The organism is Pseudomonas sp. CC120222-01a, assembly GCF_003097235.1.
GTDB lineage: Bacteria > Pseudomonadota > Gammaproteobacteria > Pseudomonadales > Pseudomonadaceae > Aquipseudomonas.
In genome coordinates, this window is sequence record NZ_QEQQ01000014.1 from 147,758 (window position 1) to 170,338 (window position 22,581).

20 protein-coding genes and 2 pseudogenes are annotated in these 22,581 nt (G+C 63.4%); 8 read left to right on the top strand and 14 right to left on the bottom strand.

Annotation, left to right across the window (positions count from 1 at the left end; all coding sequences use genetic code 11):
• Positions 1-92: 92 nt before the first annotated feature.
• The 3 genes from gstA to N430_RS18540 form a co-directional block, all read right to left on the bottom strand.
• Positions 93-698 carry a glutathione transferase GstA gene (gstA, locus tag N430_RS18530; RefSeq protein ID WP_110638245.1) on the bottom strand — a complete coding sequence of 202 codons (606 nt, stop codon included), beginning with the start codon at positions 696-698 and terminating at the stop codon, positions 93-95.
• A 165-nt stretch (positions 699-863) separates the two neighbouring features.
• Positions 864-2,090 (bottom strand): MFS transporter, encoded by a 1,227-nt coding sequence (locus N430_RS18535; protein WP_110638246.1) that lies wholly within the window; start codon positions 2,088-2,090, stop codon positions 864-866.
• A 326-nt stretch (positions 2,091-2,416) separates the two neighbouring features.
• A complete protein-coding gene (locus tag N430_RS18540) occupies positions 2,417-4,270 on the bottom strand; it encodes an ABC transporter ATP-binding protein (protein WP_110638247.1) in 1,854 nt (617 codons plus the stop codon).
• A 283-nt stretch (positions 4,271-4,553) separates the two neighbouring features.
• Between N430_RS18540 and N430_RS18545 the strand changes: the two genes are divergently transcribed.
• On the top strand, positions 4,554-6,395 hold the full coding sequence (locus N430_RS18545) for a potassium transporter Kup (protein ID WP_110638267.1): 1,842 nt from the start codon (positions 4,554-4,556) through the stop codon (positions 6,393-6,395).
• Positions 6,396-6,431: 36 nt separating this feature from the next.
• Here N430_RS18545 and N430_RS18550 read toward each other — a convergent pair whose 3' ends face one another.
• From N430_RS18550 to N430_RS18575, 5 genes are all read right to left on the bottom strand, one after another.
• Positions 6,432-7,394: a 2-oxoglutarate and iron-dependent oxygenase domain-containing protein gene (locus N430_RS18550; protein WP_110638248.1), complete on the bottom strand. Its 963-nt coding sequence runs from the start codon at positions 7,392-7,394 to the stop codon at positions 6,432-6,434.
• Positions 7,395-7,569: 175 nt separating this feature from the next.
• Positions 7,570-8,652, bottom strand: coding sequence for a BMP family ABC transporter substrate-binding protein (locus N430_RS18560; RefSeq protein WP_110638250.1), 1,083 nt, complete (start codon positions 8,650-8,652; stop codon positions 7,570-7,572).
• Positions 8,653-8,704: 52 nt separating this feature from the next.
• Positions 8,705-9,631 carry an ABC transporter permease gene (locus tag N430_RS18565; RefSeq protein ID WP_110638251.1) on the bottom strand — a complete coding sequence of 309 codons (927 nt, stop codon included), beginning with the start codon at positions 9,629-9,631 and terminating at the stop codon, positions 8,705-8,707.
• Between the two features lie 58 nt (positions 9,632-9,689).
• Positions 9,690-10,790 carry an ABC transporter permease gene (locus N430_RS18570; RefSeq protein ID WP_110638252.1) on the bottom strand — a complete coding sequence of 367 codons (1,101 nt, stop codon included), beginning with the start codon at positions 10,788-10,790 and terminating at the stop codon, positions 9,690-9,692.
• A 12-nt stretch (positions 10,791-10,802) separates the two neighbouring features.
• The gene (locus N430_RS18575) at positions 10,803-12,344 is read right to left on the bottom strand and encodes an ABC transporter ATP-binding protein (RefSeq protein ID WP_110638253.1); all 1,542 of its coding nucleotides are present in this window, start codon (positions 12,342-12,344) and stop codon (positions 10,803-10,805) included.
• Between the two features lie 252 nt (positions 12,345-12,596).
• Between N430_RS18575 and N430_RS18580 the strand changes: the two genes are divergently transcribed.
• Complete coding sequence (locus N430_RS18580; protein ID WP_256592149.1) at positions 12,597-12,854, top strand: hypothetical protein; 258 nt, start codon at positions 12,597-12,599, stop codon at positions 12,852-12,854.
• Positions 12,855-12,897: 43 nt separating this feature from the next.
• On the opposite strand, the gene N430_RS18585 is transcribed toward N430_RS18580, so the two are convergent.
• Positions 12,898-13,182: a hypothetical protein gene (locus N430_RS18585; protein WP_110638254.1), complete on the bottom strand. Its 285-nt coding sequence runs from the start codon at positions 13,180-13,182 to the stop codon at positions 12,898-12,900.
• Positions 13,183-13,423: 241 nt separating this feature from the next.
• Between N430_RS18585 and N430_RS18590 the strand changes: the two genes are divergently transcribed.
• The 5 genes from N430_RS18590 to N430_RS18610 all read left to right on the top strand — a co-directional run bounded on the left by N430_RS18590 (position 13,424) and on the right by N430_RS18610 (position 18,627).
• Positions 13,424-13,666, top strand: a complete 243-nt coding sequence (locus N430_RS18590; protein WP_110638255.1) for a hypothetical protein — start codon at positions 13,424-13,426, stop codon at positions 13,664-13,666.
• Complete coding sequence (gene xth / locus N430_RS18595; RefSeq protein ID WP_110638256.1) at positions 13,663-14,457, top strand: exodeoxyribonuclease III; 795 nt, start codon at positions 13,663-13,665, stop codon at positions 14,455-14,457. Before N430_RS18590 ends, xth begins: the two co-directional genes overlap by 4 nt.
• Before the next feature lie 160 nt (positions 14,458-14,617).
• The gene (locus tag N430_RS18600; RefSeq protein ID WP_110638257.1) at positions 14,618-15,511 is read left to right on the top strand and encodes a dihydrodipicolinate synthase family protein; all 894 of its coding nucleotides are present in this window, start codon (positions 14,618-14,620) and stop codon (positions 15,509-15,511) included.
• Positions 15,512-15,528: 17 nt separating this feature from the next.
• Positions 15,529-16,854, top strand: coding sequence for an FAD-binding oxidoreductase (locus tag N430_RS18605; protein ID WP_110638258.1), 1,326 nt, complete (start codon positions 15,529-15,531; stop codon positions 16,852-16,854).
• Positions 16,855-17,295: 441 nt separating this feature from the next.
• A complete protein-coding gene (locus tag N430_RS18610; protein WP_110638259.1) occupies positions 17,296-18,627 on the top strand; it encodes an MFS transporter in 1,332 nt (443 codons plus the stop codon).
• Between the two features lie 38 nt (positions 18,628-18,665).
• On the opposite strand, the pseudogene N430_RS18615 reads toward N430_RS18610, so the two are convergent.
• Together N430_RS18615 and N430_RS29480 are read right to left on the bottom strand one after the other, a co-directional pair.
• Positions 18,666-20,014, bottom strand: a pseudogene (locus N430_RS18615) (MFS transporter).
• A 5-nt stretch (positions 20,015-20,019) separates the two neighbouring features.
• Positions 20,020-20,172: a hypothetical protein gene (locus tag N430_RS29480; protein ID WP_158288800.1), complete on the bottom strand. Its 153-nt coding sequence runs from the start codon at positions 20,170-20,172 to the stop codon at positions 20,020-20,022.
• A gap of 180 nt (positions 20,173-20,352) precedes the next feature.
• Between N430_RS29480 and arfB the strand changes: the two genes are divergently transcribed.
• A complete protein-coding gene (arfB, locus tag N430_RS18620) occupies positions 20,353-20,766 on the top strand; it encodes an alternative ribosome rescue aminoacyl-tRNA hydrolase ArfB (protein WP_110638269.1) in 414 nt (137 codons plus the stop codon).
• 75 nt (positions 20,767-20,841) lie between these two features.
• Here arfB and N430_RS18625 read toward each other — a convergent pair.
• The 3 genes and pseudogenes from N430_RS18625 to N430_RS18635 form a co-directional block, all read right to left on the bottom strand.
• Positions 20,842-21,051 (bottom strand): annotated as a pseudogene (locus tag N430_RS18625) (RHS repeat domain-containing protein); the annotation flags it as partial.
• 37 nt (positions 21,052-21,088) lie between these two features.
• Positions 21,089-21,535, bottom strand: a complete 447-nt coding sequence (locus tag N430_RS18630) for an SMI1/KNR4 family protein (RefSeq protein WP_133248860.1) — start codon at positions 21,533-21,535, stop codon at positions 21,089-21,091.
• A partial coding sequence (locus N430_RS18635; RefSeq protein WP_178083397.1) for a PAAR domain-containing protein occupies positions 21,532-22,581 on the bottom strand: 1,050 nt, incomplete at its 5' end. The genes N430_RS18635 and N430_RS18630, both read right to left, overlap by 4 nt.

Here is a 22,581-nt window from a genome sequence, read left to right on the forward strand (position 1 = left end):
CGGGGGCAGGTTGCCCCATAAATGGTGTGCTGACTTGAAGCTGTGCAGTGGGCTCAAGCCCGCGAGGGGCAGGGGCTTGAGCCCAGCGAGGGTCAGATCAGGCCTTCGGCTTGCAGGGTTTTCTGCACGGCCGGGCGGCTGGCGACGCGTTTCTGGAAGGCCGCCACGGTCGGCCAGGGTGAAAGGTCAATGCCCAGCATGGGCGCCCAGTTGACGATGGTAAACAGGTAGGCATCGGCCACGCTGAAGTGCTTGCCGGTCAGGAAGTCGTTGCCTTGCAAGGCCTTGTCCACGAAGCCCAGGCGTTTGCCGAAGGTCTCGATGGTCTTGCTCTTGGCTTCTGCGCTGATGCCTGGGTTGAACAAGGCGGCGAGGGTCTTGTGCACCTCGGTGCCAATGAAATTCAGCCATTCCTGTACCCGCGCGCGCTCCAGCGAGCCTGCAGGGGGCAGCAGATTGGCCTGGGGTTTCTGGTCGGCGAGGTATTGGACGATGGCCGGGCCCTCGGTGAGGACGTGGCCGTTGTCCAGTTGCAGAGCGGGAACATAGCCCTTGCTGTTGATCGTGTAGAAATCCGTGCCGTTGGCTGTCGTGTGGGACTTGAGGTCGACTTTTTCGGCAGTATAGGGCAGGCCCAGTTCGTTGAGCACGATATGCGGCGAGAGTGAACAGGCACCTGGCGAATAAAAGAGCTTCATTTCTGTCTCCCATTTGCGTAGGTCAGCCGTGCGAAGGCTGGCGAGGTGAGGCACTGTGCAGCGCCCTGTTTATAACACCAAAAGGCGCTTGCCCGCGAAGCCGACACCATGAAGGATGGCACCGGCTACGCGGAGCCTGGGCCCCGCCGCGAACAATCATCTCCCTCAGCCAGCCTGTGCCGCCAGGCTGTTACTGACATTACGCCCCAGCACCAGCACCGTGACAAAGCCGCAGCCCACCAGCGCCGTGGCCAGGCTCAACAGCACCGAGCTGCCCATCTGGTCGACGATGCGCCCACCGAAGAACGAACCCAGGGCGATGATCACCTGGAACATGGCCACGAACAGCGGCATGCCGCGCTCGACATCCTTGGGTGCCACGACAAACATCCAGATGCTGGAGCAGGCCGGGAACGCGCCGAAGGCGAAGCCCCAGAGTGCAATCAGCATCGCCGCGCCGGTCAGGCCGGTGGCGAAGTAGGGGAACAGCGCGGTGCTGACGCCAATCATCACCGCCACCAGCATCAGCGTGTGGCGCACGCTCTGGTTGGCAGCGTAGCCGGCGAACAGGTTGCCGATCACCCCGGCCACGCCGTAGAGCAGCAGCAGGGAGCCGATGGTCGAGCCATCGAAGCCGGAGCTTTGCTTGAAGAATGGCGCGACGTAGGTGTACGCGGCAAAGTGCGCCAGGCCAATCAGCAGCACGGCAATCAAGCCAACCCGGGCTTGCGGGTTGATGAACAGCGCCGGCAGGTCACTGACGCGAATGGCCTTGTCCGGGTTGAGTCGCGGCAGCAAGAACAGCTGCGCCAGCAGCACCGGCACGCCGACCAGTGCGGTGGCCAGGAAGGTCATGCGCCAGCCCATCAGGCCGCTCAGCCAGGTGCCTACGGGCACGCCCAGTACGGTCGCCAGGGTCACCCCGGCCATGATGATCGAGGTTGCTCGCGCCACACTCACGCCCTTGGGCGCCAGGCGGCCGCTGAGGGCAATGGCGGTGGCCCAGAAACCACCGATGCTGATGCCCAGCAGGACACGACCGAACAGCAGCAGGCTGAAGTCGCTGGCATAGGCCACCACCGCGTTGGCGATGATCATGATCAGCGTCAGGCCGATCAGCAGGTAGCGCCGGTCCAGGGCGCCAATGCCCACCGACAGCAGCGGCGCGGCGAGGGCCGCCATGATGCCGGGCAGGGTCACCATCAACCCGGCGTGGCCGGCGCTGATGCCCAGGTCGCTGGCCACATCGTTGAGCACGCCCACCGGCAGAAACTCGCTGGTGACCAGGGCGAAGGCGCCTACGGCGACCGAGAGAATCGCCAGCCACTGCTGCCTGACGCTTTGTTGATCATGTTCGGGACGGCCGTGAGAGGCCTGACTGACGCTTGGCATGTTCCTGATTCCAAGGTGAGGTCGCCTGTTGCAGGCGAAGGGGGAGGGAAAATTGAAGGCGATTATAAAGGCCGGTTTCGCCAACCTGGCAGGCGAGCCGCTCGATAGTATTCATCAACGTGATCGATGGGACGCGCCGGCCAGAGCGCCGCGCCGGTTTGTATCACAGCGTATCCAGGGGTGATACAGATACGCTTTGAGTTGATCCGCCAGGGATCGTGACACAAGCAACTTTTTTGCTCAGTTGCTTAAAGCTGGTGCGGCTCCCACAAGGATTGCACCCGCTTTCAGATACGGAGCAAGACAGTTCCCTTGAGAGCCATTGACTACTCCAGCGCCTCGGCCACCCCCTGATCCTCCCCCAGAAACCCACCGCTCTGGTGTTGCCACAGCCGCGCATAGGTACCGTTCTTCGCCAGCAACTCACTGTGGGTACCTTGCTCGACGATGCGCCCTTCATCCATGACGATCAGCCGGTCCATGGCGGCGATGGTGGACAGTCGGTGGGCGATGGCGATCACGGTCTTGCCCTGCATCATCTCGTCGAGGCTTTCCTGGATGGCGACTTCGACTTCCGAGTCCAGGGCACTGGTGGCTTCGTCCAGCAGCAGGATCGGGGCGTTCTTCAGCATCACCCGGGCGATGGCGATGCGTTGCCGCTGGCCGCCGGAGAGCTTGATGCCGCGCTCGCCGACCAGGGTGTCGTAACCGCTGTGGCCGTCGCGGTCGCTGAGCTGGCGGATAAAACCGTCGGCCTGGGCGTTGGCGGCGGCACGCTGGATTTGCGCTTCGCTCGCCTCGGGGCGGCCGTAGGCGATGTTGTCGCGGATCGAGCGGTGCAGCAGCGAGGTGTCCTGGGTGACCATGCCGATGGCGCTGCGCAGGCTGTCCTGGGTGACGCGGGCGATGTTCTGCCCGTCGATGCGGATCTCGCCACTGTCCACGTCATAGAAGCGCAGCAGCAGGTTGATCAGGGTCGACTTGCCCGCGCCGGAGCGGCCCACCAGGCCGACCTTTTCGCCAGCGCGGATGTCCAGGCTCAGGCCATCGAGCACCTGGCGTTCGCCGTTGTAGTTGAAGCGCACGTTGTCGAAGGTCACCGCGCCGCCACGGGTTTCCAGCGCGCCGGCATTCGGCACGTCCTGCACCTTGGGCCCGCGGGTGAGGGTGGCCATGCCATCCTGCACGGTGCCGATGTTCTCGAACAGCGAGGTCATCTGCCACATGATCCAGTGCGACATGCCGTTGATGCGCAGGGCCATGGCCGTGATCGCGGCCACCGCACCGGTGCCGACCTGGCCCTGGTGCCACAGCCACAGGGCGTAGCCGCCGGCACCGAAGATCAGCCCGACCACCAGCGTCTGGTTGACGATCTCGAACTGGCTGACCAGGCGCATCTGGCGAAAGCCGGTCTGCTTGAAGTCTTCCATTGCCGCCCGGGCGAAGTGCGCCTCGCGCTTGGAGTGGGAAAACAGCTTCACGGTGGTGATGTTGGTGTAGGCGTCGGACACCCGCCCGGTCATCGACGAACGCGCATGGGCCTGTTCCTGGCCGACTTTGCCCAGGCGCGGCACGAAATACAGCATGGCCAGGCCGAACAGCAGCAGCCAGGCAATGAATGGCAGCATCAGCTTGGCGGCGAAGCCACCGGCCAGGGCGATGATGGCGATGAAGTACACACCGATGCCCGGGACGATCTCGATCACCGTGAACAGCACTTCCCGCACCGCCAACGCGGTCTGCATCACCTTGGTGGTGACCCGGCCGGAAAACTCGTCGGAGAAGAACGACAGGCTCTGGCGCAGCATCAGCCGGTGGAAGTCCCAGCGCAGGCGCAGCGGCAGGTTGATCGCCAGCACCTGGTGCTGCATCAGCGTGCGCAGGGCCACCAGCACGATGCTGGCGATCAGCAGCAGGCCGACGCCCCACAGCACGCGGCTTTCTTCCGGGCTGACGCCACCGCCGGCCTGCCAGTTGGAGAGCAGGTCTACCACTTGGCCGAGGAAGGAAAACAGCCAGGCCTCGTAGATCGATACGCCGGCACTGAACAGCGCCAGCGCCAGGATATAGCCACGCGCGCCGCGGGTGCAGGCCCACAGGAAGCGCAGCAGGCCGACCGGGGGTGGTGGCACCTCGTCGGGTGGGAAGGGGTCGAGCCAGCGTTCAAAGGCACGGAACATGAGGGTCTCCGGGGGTACTCGGTAGCAATAACCATACAGCACTGGGGCCACCAAGTGCCTGTCGAGCGTTTTGCAGCGCCTGTGAGGCGAACACCCCCAAAACCCCATGCCCCTGATTTTTTACGCTCTTTTTACGACTGAACCGTCGGCCTGCAAGGATACTGACCGCGCGATGCTCATGGATGGCATGCATTTCCAAACGCCACTCCAGAGAACCCCTTTCGTGAGCCAGTCCGCCGTCGCAGCAAACCCACCTCATTCCAGCAAGCCCGCTGCCATCGGCATGCTCGTCGCCGCCGTCGGCGTGGTCTATGGCGACATCGGCACCAGCCCGCTGTACACCCTCAAAGAAGTCTTCGCCGGGCACTACGGCGTGCAGGCCAACACCGCCGGGGTGCTTGGCGTGCTGTCGCTGGTGTTCTGGTCATTGCTGTGGGTGGTGTCGCTCAAGTACGTGCTGTTCATCCTGCGCGCCGACAACCAGGGCGAGGGCGGCATCATGGCCCTGACCGCGCTGGCGCACCGCGCGGCGGCGCCCTACAAGCGCCTGAGCAGGGTACTGGTTCTGCTGGGGTTGTTCGGCGCGGCGCTGTTCTACGGCGACAGCATGATCACCCCGGCGGTCTCGGTGTTGTCGGCGGTGGAGGGGCTGCAACTGGCCTTCGACGGCATCGAGCATTGGGTCGTGCCGCTCGCGGTGCTGCTGCTGGTGGCGCTGTTCCTGATCCAGAAGCATGGCACCGCGCGCATCGGCATTCTGTTCGGGCCGATCATGGTGCTGTGGTTCGTGGTGATCGGTGCGCTGGGCGTGCATGGCATCGTGCAGCGCCCGGAGGTGCTGCAGGCGCTCAACCCGGCCTGGGCGGTGAAGTTCTTCATCTACCACCCCGGCATGGGCGTGGCCATTCTCGGCGCCGTGGTGCTGGCACTGACCGGCGCCGAAGCGCTGTACGCCGACATGGGCCATTTTGGCCGCAAGCCGATTGCCCGCGCCTGGTTCCTGCTGGTGCTGCCAGGGCTGGTGCTGAACTACTTCGGCCAGGGTGCGTTGATCCTCGGCAACCCGGAAGCGGTACGCAACCCGTTCTACCTGCTGGCGCCGGACTGGGCCCTGCTGCCCATGGTCGCGCTGGCCACGCTGGCGACCATCATTGCCTCCCAGGCGGTGATTTCCGGTGCATTCTCGCTGACGCGCCAGGCCATCCAGCTGGGCTATGTGCCGCGCATGTTCATCCAGCACACCTCCAGCGAAGAGCAGGGGCAGATCTACGTCGGCATGGTCAACTGGGCGCTGATGGTCGGCGTGGTGCTGCTGGTCATCGGCTTCGAGTCGTCCGGGGCACTGGCGGCGGCCTACGGCGTGGCGGTAACCGGCACCATGCTGATCACCACGCTGCTGGCTTCGGCGGTGGTGCTGTTGTTGTGGAAGGCACCGCGCTGGCTGGCGCTGCCGATGCTGCTGGCGTTGCTGCTGGTGGACAGCCTGTACTTTGCCGCCAACGCGCCGAAGATCTTCCAGGGCGGTGCCTTTCCGGTGATTGCCGGGGTGGCGCTGTTCGTGCTGATGACCACCTGGAAGCGCGGGCGCACGATCATCGTCGAACGGCTGGACGAAAGCGCGTTGCCGCTGGAACTGTTCATCGCCAGCCTGCAGGCGCAACAGCCGTACCGGGTGAATGGCACGGCTGTGTTCTTGTCTGCGCGGCCTGAAACCGTGCCCCACGCGCTGCTGCACAACCTGCTGCACAACCAGGTGCTGCATGAGCAGGTGGTGCTGCTGACCGTGGTGTTCGAAGACGAGCCGCGGGTCAGTGCCAGCAAACGCTTTGAAGTCGAGGCCTTCGGCGACGGCTTCTACCGGGTGAGCCTGCACTTCGGCTTCATGGAAGAGCCCAACGTGCCACTGGCCTTGAGCCGTTGCCCTTGCGCGGACCTGGAGTTCGGCCCGATGCGTACCACCTACTTCCTCAGCCGCGAGACGGTCATCGCCGGCAAGCAGAAGGGCATGGCGCGCTGGCGTGAGCACCTGTTCGCCTTCCTGCTGAAGAACGCCAACAGCAACCTCAAGTACTTCCAGTTGCCGCTGAACCGGGTGATCGAATTGGGCACCCAAGTCGAGATGTAAGTTGCCGTTGCAGTGAGGCGCAACGGCCCCTTGTTCTCACACCACCGCTTCGCGGCGATAGGCATAGGTCTCGGCAAAGCGTGACAGCATGTAGGCGCTGCACGACACCGCCGGGTACCTGGCCGGGTTTTCCGCGCTGGAGCAGTTGGGCAGGCAGCTGATCTCGGTGTCCGGGTGCGGTTCGGCAAAGAACGGCATCGAGTAGCGGTCCACACCCAGCGGGCTGATCACCCGGTGCGGTGTGGACGTGTAGCGGTCGTTGCTCCAGCGCGCCATCATGTCGCCGATGTTGACCACATAGGTGCCTTCGATGGGCGGCGCGTCGATCCATTCGCCGTTCACGTTCTGCACCTGCAAGCCGCCGGCAGCATCCTGGTACAGCAAGGTCACGCAGCCGTAGTCGGTGTGCGCGCCAGCGCCTTGCTGGTCGGCGCTGCTGGCGGCCTGGCGGGGCGGGTAGTGGATCATGCGGAACACGCTGATGGGGTCGGCGAAGCGCTGGTCGAAAAAGTCCTCTTCGATGCCCAATGCCTCGGCCATGGCCCGCAGCAGGGTCAGGGACAGCGCGTGCATGTCCTGGTAGTGCTGTTGCAGCAGCGCTTCCCAGCCGGCAATGGCAGGGTGGCGGTTGGGGCCGCGCAGGGGTTTGCCTGCCAGCACATCAGGGTGGTCGGCGCTCATGTGCAAACCCATGTCGAAGGTTTCCTTGAGGTCACTCGGCCGGCTCGGGTCGAGCTGCTCGGTGGCGATGGCACCGTAGCCACGGTGGTGGGCGCTGCGGGTGATATCGATGCGCAGCTTTTCCTCGGCCGGGCGGGCGAAGAAGTCTTCGGCGGCGGCTTTCAGTTCAGCGATGCGTGCCGCCGGGATCGGGTGCCCCTTGATGTAGTAGAAGCCCCATTGCCGGCAGGCGGCGTCGATCTGCCGGGCCACCGCCTGGCGGGCGGCGGGGTCGTGCTGGTACAGCGGGGCGATGTCGATGATGGGCAGTGTGTTCATCAGGGCTCCGGAAAAGTGGGTTGCAGACGGCTCTTGTGGGAGCGGCCTTGTGTCGCGAAAGGGCTGCGAAGCAGCCCCAGCAATCTGTGCATTTGTGCTGATTCTCTGGGGCCGCGAAGCGGCCCTTTCGCGACACAAGGCCGCTCCCACAGGGACCGCGTTCAGCCAATAGAGGTTACTTGGGCAGTTGTGCAGTGATGCCCTTGACGTAGTAGTTCATGCCTGCCAGTTCGGCATTGCTGGCCACGGCGCCCTCAGCAATCTTCAGCGCACCGCTCTGGTCGAGAATCGGCCCGGTGAACGGGTGGAACGAGCCGTCCTTGATGCTGGCGATGATCTGCTCGGCGCCGCTTTTCACGTCAGCCGGTACCAGGTCGCTGATCGGCAGCTGGACAGTGCCGTCGGCCAGGCCACCCCAGTAGTCCTGCGGCTTCCAGTTGCCGTCCATGACCGCCTGGGTGCTCTTGATGTAATGCGGGCCCCAGTTGTTGACGATCGAGGTCAGCACCGCCTTGGGCCCGAAGTGGGCCATGTCCGAGGCGTAGCCCACTGCGTAGATGCCACGGCGCTCGGCGGTCTGGATCGGCGCCGGGCTGTCGGTGTGCTGGAACAGCACGTCGACGCCCTGGTCGATCAGGGCGTTGGCCGCATCGGCTTCCTTGCCCGGGTCGAACCAGGAGTTGACCCACACCACCTTGATCTCGGTGCCGGGGTTGTACTTGTCCAGCGCCAGCTGGATGGCGTTGATGTCACGCAGCACCTCCGGGATCGGGAAGGAAGCGACATAGCCAATCTTCTTGCTCTTGGTCATCTTCGCGGCGAGGTAACCGCCGACGTAGCGGCCTTCATAGGAGGTTGCCAGGTAGGTGCCGAGGTTCTTGTCCTGCTTGTAGCCGGTGGCGTGCTCGAAGGTGACCTTGGGGAACTGCCTGGCGACCTTGGCGGTAGGGTTCATGTAGCCGAACGAAGTGGCGAACACCAAGTCGTAGCCACCCTTGGCCATGTTGCGGATGACCCGCTCGGCGTCGGCGCCTTCCGGCACATTCTCGACGAAGCTGGTATCGACCTTGTCGCCAAACTGCTTGATCAGCGCCTGGCGGCCTTGCTCGTGCTGGTAGGTCCAGCCGTGGTCGCCGATCGGGCCGATGTAGACGAAGCCGACTTTCAGCGGGTCGGCGGCGGAGGCCGACAATACCGTGCTCAGGCCGATCGCGGCGGCCAGGGTGCGCAGCAGCTTGTTGCTTTTCTTCTGATGCATCGAAGGTTCACTCCTGTGGGTCTTGTGTTGTTTTCTTGTTCGCGGCGGGACGTCAGCGTCCCGCTTTCCAGGGCTGGCCAAGCGAAACCGGTGCATACAGCCGGGTCTTGATCGCATCGCGTGAGAGCACCACCAGCACCAGGATCGTCGCCACATAGGGCAGCATCGCCAGCAAGTTGGCCGGGAAGCTCACGCCGATGCCCTGGGCCACCAGGTGCAGGATGCTGGCCAGGCCGAACAGGTAGGCACCGAGCAGTACGCGCTGCACCCGCCAGCTGGCGAACACCACCAGCGCCAGGGCGATCCAGCCGCGGCCGGCGGTCATGTTTTCTGCCCACATCGGGGTGTAGGCCAGTGACAGATAGGCGCCGGCAAGGCCGGCCATGGCGCCGCCGAACAGCACCGCCAGGGTGCGCACGCGCAGCACCGGCAGGCCCATGGCGCTGGCGGCGTCGGGGTTTTCGCCGACGGCCTGGAGGATCAGGCCGGTGCGGCTTTTCAGCAGCACCCAGGCGACCAGGGCAAAGAGGGCGAAGGACAGGTAGACCAGCACATCCTGGTTGAACAGCATGTGGCCGATGATCGGCAGCTCGGCCAGCAGCGGGATCGCCAGCGGTTCGAAGCCGCCCAGCGGCTTGCCGACCCAGGCGCTGCCGACGAACGCCGACAGGCCGACGCCAAAGATGGTCAGGGCCAGGCCGGTCGCCACCTGATTGGCCTGGCAGCCCAGGGCGACCACGGCAAACAGCGAGGCCAGCAGCATGCCGGCCAGGCACGCCATCAGCACGCCGAGCCACAGGTTGCCGGTGGCGTAGGCGGCGATGAAGCCCACCACCGCGCCGAACAGCATCATGCCTTCCTGGCCGAGGTTGAGTACGCCACTCTTCTCGCACACCAGTTCGCCCAGGGCTACCAGCAGCAGCGGGGTACCGCAACGCACCATGGCGTAGAGGATGTTGCCAAGCAGATCGAGATCCATAGTCGAAGCCTCAGCCTGCGCGCCCAAGGCGGCAGGCACTTGAAAGGTTCAGGAGAGGTCAGGCACTGGCCGCTTCGGCCAGCGCCGAGCGCCGCCGCCAACTCAGCGTGAGCCGCGGCCGGTAGAGGATCAGCACGTCGCAGGCGAGCAGGTAGAACAGCATCATTCCCTGGAACAGCCCGGTCAGCGCCTGTGGCAGGTTCAGGCTCATCTGCGCGTTCTCGCCGCCCAGGTAGAGCAGGGCCATGAGCAGGCCGGCAACCAGAATGCCGAGCGGGTTGAGCCGGCCGAGGAAGGCCACGGTGATCGCCGCATAGCCGTAGCCCGGCGACACCTGCGGCACCAGCTGGCCGATCGGCCCGCTGACTTCACTGACCCCGGCCAGGCCCGCCAGGCCGCCGCTGATCAGCAACGCCAGCCACACCAGGCGCTTTTCGCGAAAACCGACAAAACCGGCGGCGCGTTGGTCGAGGCCGAGCACCTTGATCTGGAAGCCCAGGAAGCTCTTGTGCAGCAGCACCCACGCCGCCACCAGCGCCAGTAGCACGAAGTACAGGCCGACGTGCAGGCGGCCATCCTCGAACAGCAGCGGCAGGCGGCTGGCATCGCCAAACATCGCCGACTGCGGGAAGCTGAAGCCTTCGGGGTCCTTGAGCGGGCCGTGCACGAAGTACAGCAGCAGGTTCAGGGCGATGTAGTTGAGCATGATGGTGGTGAGGATCTCGTTGGCATTGAAGTGCGTACGCAGCCACGCCGCCAATGCGCCCCACAGTGCACCGGCGAGGGTGCCGGCCAGCAGCACCCAGAGCAGCGCCCAGCGGCTTTCCCAGTCGAGCAGGTGGATTGCCACGGCACTGCCGGCCAAGGCGCCGATCAGCAACTGGCCTTCGGCGCCGATGTTCCAGATGCGTGCCTGGTACGCCACCGCCAGGCCCAGGGCGCAGAGCAGGATCGGCAGGGCCTTGAGCAGTAGCTCGCTGAGGCCGTAGAGGTCGCTGACCGGTTCGATCAGCAAGGTGTGCAAGGTCAGCAGCGGGTCATGCCCCAGGGCGCTGAACAGGATCGCCCCGCTGACCAGGGTCAGCAGGCCGGCGAGCAGCGGCGACAGCACCAGCATGGCGCGCGACTGCTGGGTACGGGGTTCGAGGGATAGCAGCATGGCGGGTTCTCGTCAGGTGGCGGCGTGCGCGGTATCGAACTGGCCGGCCATCCAGCTGCCGACCTCCACGCTGTGGGTGTCGGCGGTGGCCTTGAGCGGCGACAGGCGCCCGCTGCACAGGGCGCCGATGCGGTCGCTGATCTGCAACAGCTCATCGAGGTCTTCGGAAATCACCAGGATTGCCGCGCCGGCATCGCGCAGGGCGATCAGCGCGCGGTGGATCGCTGCGGCGGCACCGACGTCGACGCCCCAGGTCGGGTGGGCGGCGACCAGCAGCCTGGGGCCCTGCAGGATTTCCCGGCCGAGGATGAACTTCTGCAGGTTGCCACCAGACAGGCTGCGCGCCGTGGCCTGGGCATCCGGCGTCTTCACCGCGAAGCGCTGGATGATCTGCTCGGCCAGCGCCTGCACCTTGCCCGAGCGGATCAGGCCACGTTCGACCAGGCCCTGCTGGAAGGCGGTGAGCAGGGCATTGTCGGCCAGGCTCATGTCCGGCACGGCACCGTGGCCCAGGCGTTCGGCCGGGACGAATGCCAGGCCCAGGGCGCGGCGGGCATCCGGGTGCAGATTGGCCATGGGCTGGTTGTCGAGGCTGATGCGTTCGCGCTCGCTGGCGGGCAGGCGCGTTTCGCCACTGAGCAGGGCCAGCAGTTCGTCCTGGCCGTTGCCGGCCACCCCGGCAATGCCGACGATTTCGCCGCTGCGCACCTCCAGGCGCAGGTGCTCGAAGGAGGTGCCGAACGGGTCCTGGTTGCGCCAGCTGAGGTCGTCCACCCGCAGCCGTGGCAGGCCGCCGGCGCGCTTCGGGTAGCTGGCTTCGAGCCCTTCGGCATCGCCGACCATCAGCCGCGCCAGCTGCAGGTCGCTGCAGTCGGCCGGCACGCAAGCCCCGGAAACCCGGCCTGCACGCAATACCGTGGCGCTGTGGCAGAGGGCACGCACTTCGTTGAGCTTGTGGCTGATGAACAGGATGCTGCAGCCTTCAGCGGCCAGTGTGCGCAGGGTGATGAACAGTTGCTCGACTTCCTGGGGCGTCAGCACCGAGGTCGGTTCGTCGAGGATCAGCAGTTTGATGTCCTGCATCAGGCAGCGCACGATCTCCACCCGCTGGCGCTCGCCGATCGACAGGCTGTGCACCAGGCGCTCGGGCTCCAGTGCCATGCCATAGCGCTGCGACACCTCGCGGATGCGCGGCGCCAGCTGCTTGGGCGAGCCCGCCTCGCGGCCCAGTGCCAGGGCGATGTTCTGCGCCACGGTCAGGGTCTCGAACAGCGAAAAGTGCTGGAACACCATGCCGATCCCCAGGCTGCGGGCCTGGGCTGGGTCAGCCACTTGCACCTGCCGGCCTTGCCACAGCAACTGGCCGGCGTCCGGCCGGGTGACGCCGTAGATGATCTTCATCAGGGTGCTCTTGCCCGCGCCGTTCTCGCCGAGCAGGGCATGGATTTCACCGGCGGCGATGCGCAGGTCGACGCGGTCGTTGGCCAGCGTGCCCGGGTAACGCTTGGTAATTGCACGCAGCTCCAGGCGCAGGTGCGTAGGGGTATCGGACATGGGACTGCTCGGGAGTGGTGGGTGTGAGCAGCTTGCAAAGCAAAAACATGGCCAAGTGGTCAGATTCCCGTTCTGTGGCCGTTGCAGACAGGGTTGCGGCCGATCAGGGCAGGGGGCAGGGCGGGTGCAGCGGCAGGCAGGGTGTTTGGTTTTGGGGCGCAGGGGGCGCCAAACTGGGGCGAAATTCAAGCATGAGCTGCCTTGAAGCTTTCACATAATGCGACTAATACTAAAGAGCTGCCGAGAAGAGGGATGGTCATGCAGACGCGCTTCGTTGTGGTTCCCGCGCTTCCGTTGGAAAAAGAATACCTACCGAGGTGTGCCGGCTTTCCCAAGGCATTGGGCAAGGGCTACGACCTCTATGACACGCACGACAAGCTCAGGCTGACGCTGAACTTTCCTACGCGGGCTGAAGCGGACTACGCGTGTGCCTGCCGCAATGGCTTGCGCGTCGCGAGTGATGAAGACGCTTGCGGAGGGCTTTCGGGCTGGTGCGCCGCAGAAACCTGAGGCACCGGGGCAGCTGCGCCACCCCGGTGCAAGCCGGGCAGTATCAACGATCCTTGTCTTTATGCTGGGTGCCACCCTGGGTGGATTGCCCACCCATGCGTCCGCTGTCAGCAGGCGTTTGCTTGCCGCCAGCCTGCCCACCCTGGTGGCCGGTGTCCCTGGACTTTTCCCAATCCTTGTTCATCTTGTCTTCAGGTTTTTGCCCGGACTGCTGGCCGCCTTTCTGCGAACCCGACATATCGCCTTGGCCGCCTTTGCGGCCAGCATCACCGGCACCGGCCTGGTTGCTGCCGCCCTGGTTTCTATCGTTGTCTTGATTGTTAGCCATGATTGCTTACCTCAAGTCAGACACAGAACGTTCTGTGTTCACGTGTGACTGGCGAAGGTTGCAACGCACTGCAAATACTTTCGGCTAATCGGACGAGACGCTTTAACAAACCCCGGGCAAATTATTAGTGGATAAAAACCCGCTGGATTTCTGCGGGCCTGCACGTGCAACCCACGCTCGGTTGAACGTTGCCAAGGGCCAGGGCTCATACATGCAAAGGGCACAGCGAGGAGTGTCACCCATGAGCATCGAACGCAGCATCCCCGAGATTGAGGCGTGGTACGCCCAGTTTGATGACACCAGCTACCGCCGCGAGTCGCCGGACGCCTACCACCATGAATTGGTGCGCACCGCCGAGGCCTTGCGCGACGATGGTGCGATCGACTGGGACGACTGGCTGGCGCTGAAGGCGCTGGCTGACGAGGCCCATGTCGGTGCCCTGGAAGACGCCGTGCAGGCTCACGTCAGCGACCCCGACGCATGAAAGCGCTGAAGATCGCCACCTTCAACATCAACGGTATCCGCAGCCGCCTGCCGGCGCTGTTGGCCTGGCTGGAACGGGAGCAACCGGACATCGCCTGCCTGCAGGAACTCAAGGCGCCCGACGCGCAGTTCCCGCGCCAGGACCTGGAGGCGGCTGGCTATGGCTGCCTGTACCAGGGGCAGCCGTCGTGGAACGGCGTGGCGATCCTGGTGCGTGGCAGCGAGCCGTTGGAGGTACGTCGCGGCTTGCCCGGCATGGAGGACGACAGCCAGAGCCGCTATCTGGAGGCCGCTGCGCATGGGGTGCTGGTGGCGTGCCTGTACCTGCCGAACGGCAACCCGCAGCCCGGGCCGAAATTCGATTACAAGCTGCGCTGGTTCCAGTGCCTCATCGAGCATGCCAAGGCACTGTATGGCAGCGGTCACCCGACGCTGTTGGCAGGCGATTTCAACGTGGTGCCCACCGACATGGACATCTACGACCCACGCTCATGGCTGAAGGACGCGCTGCTGCAACCGGAGTCGCGAGCGTGCTACCAGCAGCTGCTTGACCAAGGCTGGGTCGATGCCATTCGCCACCTGTACCCCGACGTGCGCGTGTACACCTTCTGGGATTACTTCCGCAATCACTGGGCGCGCAATGCTGGGTTGCGCATCGACCACCTGTTGCTCAACCCGGACCTTGCCCCTTACCTGAAGCGGGCGGGTGTCGACGCTTGGGTGCGCAATGAAGCCAAGGCCAGTGACCATGCGCCGGTGTGGGTCGAACTGGCGGCTCGCCGGCAGGCATGAGCCCCTTCAAGGTGCACTGGCATAACCGAAAATCAGGCAATTGACTGCGCAAATGTCGCTGTAACCGCTGCGGGTGAAACCTTAGGCTTTTCGCATGGAGCAATAGACCGCTCGATGCCGTGGCTGGACCGTCCAGCCGAAAACAATAAGGAGTTACCGCATGTCTGCATTCGCGTTTTCCGGTGTGAACCTGGCCATCACCACCCCGTTCGATGCGCAGGGCAAAATCGATTTTGCCCGTTTCGAAAGCCTGATCGAGCGCTACATCGCCGCCGGTGTGCATGGCCTGGTGCTCAGCTCCGGAACTGGCATGCATGTGTACCTGAGCAAGGATGAATCCAAGGAACTGGTGGCCTTCGGCGCCAAGGTCATCAATGGCCGTGCGCGGGTGATTGCCCAGACCTCTGCGCTGCTGGTCGAAGAGGTGGTCGAGCGCACCCGCCACGCCAAGGACTGCAACGCCGATGGTGTGATGGTGCTGCCGCCGTTCTTCGAAGGCCCGACCGATGACCAGGGGATCATCGATTTCTACTCGACGGTGGCCCAGGTCGGCTTGCCGATCATTGGCTACAACGTGCCACAGGCGGTGGGGGTCGAAGTCACGCCCGCGCTGTTCAGACAGCTGAGCGAGATCCCCAACTTCGTTTCGGTCAAGGACAGCAGCGGTGACTTGGCGGCCCAGGCTGCCTTGTCGCGCACCGGTCTGCCAACCATGAACGGCGCCGACCCGCTGGTGCCCTACGCGCTGTTTGCAGGTGCTGCAGGGTTGATCTGGGGCGGTGCGAACCTGGCGCCGAAGACCTGCGTGGCCTTGGCCAATGCCGCCAGCGAGGGCAAGTGGGCCGAGGTGCAGCAGCTCTGGAAGCACCTGGCCCCGGTAATGTCGCTGATCTGGCAGGGCGACTACGTGCAGTCGGTGTATGCCGGTGCGCAGATCATGGGCTTTGACGCCGGTAACCCACGCCGTCCGCTGCGGCGCCTGGCCGAGGAAAAGCTGGCAGCGCTGCGTGAAGCACTGGCGCCGCTGATCGACCACGAAGCTTCGGCTTCCTGACTGGGCAGGTTGCGAGCATGTACGTTGCCTCGAAAATGCCCAGCCACCATGGCTGCTCCGGTTGGACCGAGATGTTGCCGCCGCGTGTGGCCAATGCCGTACTGGACAGTGCCGTCACTGCCGATGTGGCGATCATCGGTGGCGGCTTTGCCGGCTTGTCGGCAGCCCGCCAGCTGACGCGCCGGGACCCGACTCTGAAGGTGGTGCTGCTCGAAGCCGGCACCGTCGGCGAGGGCGCCTCGGGGCGCAATTCAGGGTTCATCATCGACCTGCCCCACGAGGTCTCTGCCGAAGGCCTGGGCGGCGGTTCGCTCGATCGCGCCAGGCGCGACATCAAGCTGTACCGCACGGCCATCGACATGGGCCGCGAACTGGCCGAAGCACAGGGTTGGGGCAAGGCGGTGTTCGACCCCTGCGGCCGCTTCAGTGTCGCCCGTGGTACGCAAGGAGATGAGCACATCCTGTCTTACGCCAGGCAGCTGGACGCGCTGGGCGAACCCTACGAACTGCTCGACACCCGCCAGATCGGCGCGGTGACCGGCAGCCCGGCCTACACCTCGGGCCTGTTCATGCCCGGCACGGTGATGATCCAGCCGGCGGCGTATGTGCGGCGTTTTGCCGATGCGTTGGCAGGTGCGGTGCGGGTGTACGAGCAGACACCGGCCTTGTCGTTCAAGCAGGTGGGTGGCGCCTGGGTGATCAAGACACCGAAGGGTGTGGTCACGGCGGGCAAGATTATCCTGGCCAACAACGGCCACGCCCAGAGCTTCGGCTTCTTCAAGGGCCAGCTGCTGCACGTGTTCACCTATGCCTCGCTGACCGAACGTTTCGACCCCAAGCGTCTGCCGGGCCAGCGTACCTGGGCGGCGACCCCGGCCTTGCCGATGGGCACCACGGTGCGTCGCATCAGCGACGGCGACAGTGACCGCATCCTGGTGCGCTGGCGCTACAGCTACAACCCGAGCCTGACCATTGGCGACAGCCAGGTGGACAGTGCCGGGCGGGTGCACGACGGCAAGTTCCTCACCCGCTTCCCGAGCCTCAAGGGGCTGCGCATGGAGTACCGCTGGGGTGGACCGATGGCGCTGACCTGGAACAGCGTGCCGGCGTTTGGCGAGGTGGATCGCGGGGTGTTCGCGGCCTGTGGCTGCAATGGGCTGGGGGCGTCCAAGTCCAGTGCTGCGGGCATTGCAGCGGCTGACCAGGCACTGGGCGTGCGCAGCGAACTGGTGGAGATCTTCAGCGGTTTCGACAAACCCAAGCAGTTGCCGCCACAACCGTTCCTGACTATCGGTGCGAAAGCCAACATGAAGCTCAAGGAACTGCGGGCGGGGGATGAGTGAGTTGATTCACCAAGGCGGGCCCTGGTGGGGGGGCAGGAGTGATAGGCCCGGAACAGATTTAGGCGCGGCGGTGCGACGATCCGATTAGCCTGCGATGCGCCGCGCTGGCGGCGCTCGGTCTCACAGGCGCTGAAAATACCAAGGCGAACACTTCAAACTGACAACTTCATAACTTCCGCGCACGCCTGTTTCATGCCTGTTCGCGCCGTAAATAATTATATTTCCCATACCGTTGACCCTCTCCAAATCTATCGTCTATCCTGCGCCGACAAATTGTAGACATACAGTAGACATGTCTAATTCAGTCGTCAGGGCCGCGTAAGCGCCCAGTGAAAACTGCCTCGACTACAGGCTGCCCGCAAACCCGCGGGCGGCTGGCGCGCGGCTGGCTGATTGTCTGCAGTGACTCAAAATAATTAATACAACAGGAGAGCTGTCGCGGTGAGTAATACAACGTTGTCCATCGAAGATGCGCCATTGAACAACTTCCACCAATTGATGACCGTGCGCGCGGGCGGTGGCTGGATTCTCGACGGCTATATCCTCAGCATCATCGGCGTGGTGATCGTGCAGTTTTCCGATTATCTGAAGCTGGATTCGTTCTGGCAGGGCATGGTCGCTGCCTCGGCCATGCTCGGCACCTTCTGCAGCGGTTTCCTCGGTGGCTGGCTGACCGACAAGGTCGGGCGCCGTCGGCTGTTCTTCGTCGGCCCGATCCTGTTCATGGTCGGCTCGCTCGGCTCGTTGTGGGTCGAGTCCGGCATCGCGCTGTTCATCCTGCGTTTCCTGGTCGGGGTGGGCGTTGGCCTGGAGTACCCGGTCGCAGGTTCCTTGCTGACCGAGTTCCTGCCGCAGAAACACCGTGGCCAGCGCCTGGCCGGGTTGACCATCCTCTGGTTCGCCGGCGCCGCGCTGTCGTACATGGTCGGCAATTTCATCCTCGCGCGCGGTGGCGATGAGGCCTGGCGCCTGGTGCTGGCCAGCTCCGCCGTGCTCGGCGCACTGCTGTTCATCATCCGCCTGCGCACGCCCGAGTCGCCGCGCTGGCTGGTCAGCAAGGGGCGCCACGAGGAGGCAGAGCGCATCATCAAGAAGGTCTACGGGCCGTCCTATTCGCTGGCCAACATGCCGGAGCAGGCGGAAGAGAACAAGGTATCGCTGGGCGACCTGATGCGCTCGGGGTATGGCAAACGCATGCTGTTCGTCGCGGTGTTCTGGAGTTCGGCGGTGGTGCCGATGTTTGCCGTGTACTCCTTTGCGCCGGTGGTGTTGCAGGCACTGAACCTGAAGGGTGACTGGGCGTCGTACGGCTCGGTGCTGATCACGCTGCTGTTCGTGGTCGGTTGCATCATCGCGACGCGCCTGATCGACACTCTGGGGCGCCGCCCGCTGATCATCCACAGCTTCCTCTGGTCGACCCTGGCCTTGCTGGGCCTGGGCCTGTTCTCCAACAGCTCCGAAGCCCTGGTCCTGCTGATGTTCGGGGCCTATGCACTGTTCATCGGTGGTGCCCAGGTGCTGGAGCTGGTGTACCCGAACGAGCTGTTCCCCACTGAAATCCGCGCCTTCGCTGTCGGCATGGGCTCGTCCATGTCGCGCATCGGGTCTGCGGCGGGTACCTGGCTGGTGCCGGTTTCGCTGCTGCACCTGGGCATCGGCAACACCATGCTGGTTGCAGCACTGGTGTCCCTGGCAGGGTTGGTGGTGTCGGTGTGGCTGGCCCCGGAAACCCGTGGCATGAGCCTGGAGATGGCATCTTCGCTGGAGCGTTGATCGAGTGCTTCGCCGCAGGTTTGCCTGCGGCGGGTGTTTCAACGCCTGCCCGAGCCGCCTGGCAATTCGTCGATCTGCGACAGCGGTCTGGCCACGTGTTCCAGCGAGCGCCGCTCGGCCGCCACGCCCCAGATTGCCTGGGTCAGGCCGGCGATGATCATCAGCGCCGCGCCAATCAGGTAGCCGTACAGCACGTTCATGCGCTCGCCGCTTTCGATCAGCGCACCGAACAAGGTGGGTCCGATCAGGCCACCCAGACCGGTGCCGAAGGCATAGAAAACGGCAATGGCCAGGGCGCGGATCTCCAGCGGGAAGGTCTCCGCCACCGTGAGGTAGGCCGAACTGGCTGCCGCTGAGGCGAAAAAGAAGATCACCATCCAGGCGATGGTCTGCTGGGTCACGTCGATCAGCTGCTGCTGGAACAGGTAGCCGCTGACGGCCAGCAACACGCCCGAGACCAGGTAGCTCGAACTGATCATGATGCGCCGGCCGACCACGTCAAACAGCCTGCCCAGTAGCAGCGGGCCGCAGAAGTTGCCCAGGGCGAAGGGCAGGATGTACCAGCCCACCTTGGCCGCCGGCACCCCGTAGAAATCGGTCAGCACCAGCGCATAGGTAAAGAAGATCGCGTTGTAGAAGAATGCCTGCGCGGTGAGCAAGGTCAGGCCTACCAGTGCGCGGCGCCGATGCGCGACGAACAGGCTGTGGAACACTTCGCGCAATGGCGTATGGTCGCGTGCGCGCAGGCGCAGGGGAGGGGCCTGCAGCGGTGGGATCGCGATGCCGCGCGCATGGTAATGGCGTTCGATGTCGGCGACGATGCGCTCGGCGTGCTCCGGCTGGTTGTGGATCATCAGCCAGCGCGGGCTTTCCGGGATCCACAGGCGCATGAACAGGATCAGCAGGCCGAGCAGCGCGCCGGGGTGAACTCCTGGATGGTTGAGTTGATCGCCGTGTACTCGCCGCCGATGCCAGCGCCGGTGAGGAAACGGAACAGCAGGAAGCTGCACAAGCTCCAGGAGAACGCAGTTGCCGCCGTGGCGCCGATGTAGAGGAACAGGGTGATAAAGAACAGCCTGCGCCGGCCCAGGCGGTCGGTCAGCCAGCCGAACAACAACGCACCGAGGACCGCACCTGCGATGTAGCTGGCGCCTGCCAGGCCGATGTCGGTGCTGCTCAGGTGCAGCGCAGGGCTGTCTTTGAGCGCGCCGGCCACCGAGCCCGCCAGGGTGACCTCAAGGCCGTCGAGCAACCAGGTGATGCCCAGGGCCAGCACCAGCAAGGTGTGAAAACGCGTCCACGGCAGACGGTCGAGGCGGGCGGGGATGTCGGTGCTGTACAGATGCTCCTGGGCATCGCCTTTCTGCTGCAAGACTTGTGTCGTCACTGCAATCAACCGTCCGACTGCTCTTCTGGCGGAACCTGCCCCTCAGGCCAGTCTGGAGCCTCCTGTTGTGGTTCCGGTTCTGATGGCTTGGGTACGGGCTCGCCCGGATTGTGCGGCACGTCGTCGACATAAGGGTCAGGGTGGTTGGGGTCGATCATGGCCTGTCTCCTGAACGGATGGTTACCTCCTGTTAGGGCGTGCAGGTGCGTTGGCTGTTCAATCCGATTCGCCAGTGGCGGACAGGGTGTTTGCGCTGGAGCGGGTGGATCAGACGTGATTTGTTCTGTAGGCGAGCGGCGAAGGCTGAGATAATGGACGCCAATCACAAGGGCCATGCCATGCTGTCCATCTCCAATAACGTGCATCTGCCAGATGCCGAAATCGAACTGAGCTACATTCGCGCGCAGGGCGCAGGTGGGCAGAATGTCAACAAGGTGTCCAGCGCCGTGCACCTGCGCTTCGACATTCGCGCCTCGTCGCTGCCCGAGTTCTACAAGGAGCGACTGCTGGCGCTGCGTGACAGCCGCATCACCGGCGACGGCGTGTTGATCATCAAGGCCCAACAGTACCGTACCCAGGAGCAGAATCGCGCTGACGCATTGGCGCGTCTTGCCGAGTTGATCATCACTGCCGGCAAGGTCGAGAAGAAACGCCGGCCTACCAAGCCGACCCTCGGCTCGAAGACCCGCCGGCTTGAAGGGAAAGCCAGGCGCAGTAATGTCAAGGCGGGGCGGGGGAAGGTGGAATTCTAGGCTTTATGGAGGTTGAAGTGCTTAGTTTTTGCGACCAGAGAAGAGCCGCGTTAAATGCCACCACCGTATTTAGTGCGAATGCCAGACGCTGCCGTCCGGGAAGCGGGTTTCAGTGACCAGTGGCGTGGCCAGGTGGTGCTGGTAGCGGATCTGTAGGCCCAGCGGGTCGGTTTCCTCGATCAGCCGGCAGAACTCATCGTACTTGAAGGCCAAGTGATTGCCGTCGGGTAGATCGGTGCCAGTCAGGTTGCCGGCACTGTCCAGCGCTAGGCCGTATCGTTCGCCAACTCCATCAAGCCATAACCATCTGCCTCAACAGGTTTCATAGTCTCTCCTGCACCTCTCGCTCAAGAAGATAGTCGAAGAATTCTTCATATGTTTCCCAGGTATCCACCGCTCCACTAAAAAAGCCGGTATTGACGGAGCGTGCTTCCACAGCATCACACCAGATCACCTCAGGTTTACGCACAACATTCATATAAATAATACTTCCTGGCGGTTCTGCAATGACGACATATTCGTTACTCAACTCAATTGCATGCCTTAGCTTTAATGTTTCATTCAAAATGCTGTAATCATCTGAGCTATCAGCGATGGAATAATGACTGATACCTCCTAGCATTCCGCCACTGTAAAATTTTGAGATCTGCTTAAAACCTTGGGGCAATGTTATGTTTAAAGCCGCCTCAATCCCTGCCAAAACCCCTTCAGCACAGGGTTCCTCACCATACAGAGATATATACCTTTCCATTAATTCTCTAACACTCACCACAGTGACACCTCTATTTCAGTTGCACGCCATTGCCAGTATTCACGAGAATCCACGTCAAATTTTTTTCGATCGGGCTGAAGCCAGGGGTGAGGCTTGCTCCGACCAAATTGACTGTGCAATATATCTTGCCCGGGCTTCCCCACCCCATGATAGCGGGTACTACCCTCAACCAAAGGCCCTGGTGCTTTCTGTCCCAGGTGGTGAAGCGTAGCAAAACTACCATCAGGCAGCTGTGGAGGCAAACCTCTCGTGGCAGCATCTAGATTACTCTTTCCAATGAAGCGTTTATCACCTCCGGTACGTGGCTGATGCCAATTTATGTCGTTTCTCTGGTAGACCTCATAATTAAATTTTGTACCCGCCTGCCGGCTGGCACTCCACCTCATTGGCTCCTTGCTGAAATATTTTGCATTGCGACCATAGTTCACCAGTGCCGATGACTGTTGAACATCTTGAGAACCTGTCGCAACCGACGCAGGTGATCGCCTGTAGATTTTTAAATTACCAAAGTTTGAACCTAAACCGCCATTAGGTTGAATTCTGTGCCTTGCATTCATTCCGCCTACGACGACTGCACTACCAAAGGCTATCAACTTCTGTTGGTCTGACCCATCACCGTAACGATTTCCACCAAACCGATACCCTGCCTCACCGCCAATCACGCCTCCAAACATCCCCCAGAGCGCCATTTCCGGCCCCACCAACGCTATCGCACTGGCAATCCCCACCCCCAATGCCGTGGCCTCAAGCCACCCAGGCACTTCCGGTTCGATCTCATCCGTGGTCTCGGTATCCCCGCCGATAAATACGTTTGATGACCCCGCACTGATCCTCCCATCACATATCGTCCGATCCCCAACCCTCGCCGCAGGTTGCCCGTTGATGTAAACCGTGCGACTGCCCTGAGCCACGGTTTGGCGCGCCCCGGAATGGTCAGTGCACACCGCTTGATCGACATGCGCTCTGGCCGCAGGCCGGCCATTGATATGCACATTGTCAGAGCCAGAGGTGATCCAGCCTGTTTCACGCTGAGCATGGGAAAG

Bases quoted from the DNA above. Each gene is read 5' to 3' on its own strand.
- gstA (WP_110638245.1), bottom strand. From the start codon at position 698: ATGAAGCTCTTTTATTCGCCAGGTGCCTGTTCACTCTCGCCGCATATC.
- N430_RS18535 (WP_110638246.1), bottom strand. From the start codon at position 2,090: ATGCCAAGCGTCAGTCAGGCCTCTCACGGCCGTCCCGAACATGATCAA.
- N430_RS18540 (WP_110638247.1), bottom strand. From the start codon at position 4,270: ATGTTCCGTGCCTTTGAACGCTGGCTCGACCCCTTCCCACCCGACGAG.
- N430_RS18545 (WP_110638267.1), top strand. From the start codon at position 4,554: ATGCTCGTCGCCGCCGTCGGCGTGGTCTATGGCGACATCGGCACCAGC.
- N430_RS18550 (WP_110638248.1), bottom strand. From the start codon at position 7,394: ATGAACACACTGCCCATCATCGACATCGCCCCGCTGTACCAGCACGAC.
- N430_RS18560 (WP_110638250.1), bottom strand. From the start codon at position 8,652: ATGCATCAGAAGAAAAGCAACAAGCTGCTGCGCACCCTGGCCGCCGCG.
- N430_RS18565 (WP_110638251.1), bottom strand. From the start codon at position 9,631: ATGGATCTCGATCTGCTTGGCAACATCCTCTACGCCATGGTGCGTTGC.
- N430_RS18570 (WP_110638252.1), bottom strand. From the start codon at position 10,790: ATGCTGCTATCCCTCGAACCCCGTACCCAGCAGTCGCGCGCCATGCTG.
- N430_RS18575 (WP_110638253.1), bottom strand. From the start codon at position 12,344: ATGTCCGATACCCCTACGCACCTGCGCCTGGAGCTGCGTGCAATTACC.
- N430_RS18580 (WP_256592149.1), top strand. From the start codon at position 12,597: ATGGTCATGCAGACGCGCTTCGTTGTGGTTCCCGCGCTTCCGTTGGAA.
- N430_RS18585 (WP_110638254.1), bottom strand. From the start codon at position 13,182: ATGGCTAACAATCAAGACAACGATAGAAACCAGGGCGGCAGCAACCAG.
- N430_RS18590 (WP_110638255.1), top strand. From the start codon at position 13,424: ATGAGCATCGAACGCAGCATCCCCGAGATTGAGGCGTGGTACGCCCAG.
- xth (WP_110638256.1), top strand. From the start codon at position 13,663: ATGAAAGCGCTGAAGATCGCCACCTTCAACATCAACGGTATCCGCAGC.
- N430_RS18600 (WP_110638257.1), top strand. From the start codon at position 14,618: ATGTCTGCATTCGCGTTTTCCGGTGTGAACCTGGCCATCACCACCCCG.
- N430_RS18605 (WP_110638258.1), top strand. From the start codon at position 15,529: ATGTACGTTGCCTCGAAAATGCCCAGCCACCATGGCTGCTCCGGTTGG.
- N430_RS29480 (WP_158288800.1), bottom strand. From the start codon at position 20,172: ATGATCGACCCCAACCACCCTGACCCTTATGTCGACGACGTGCCGCAC.
- arfB (WP_110638269.1), top strand. From the start codon at position 20,353: ATGCTGTCCATCTCCAATAACGTGCATCTGCCAGATGCCGAAATCGAA.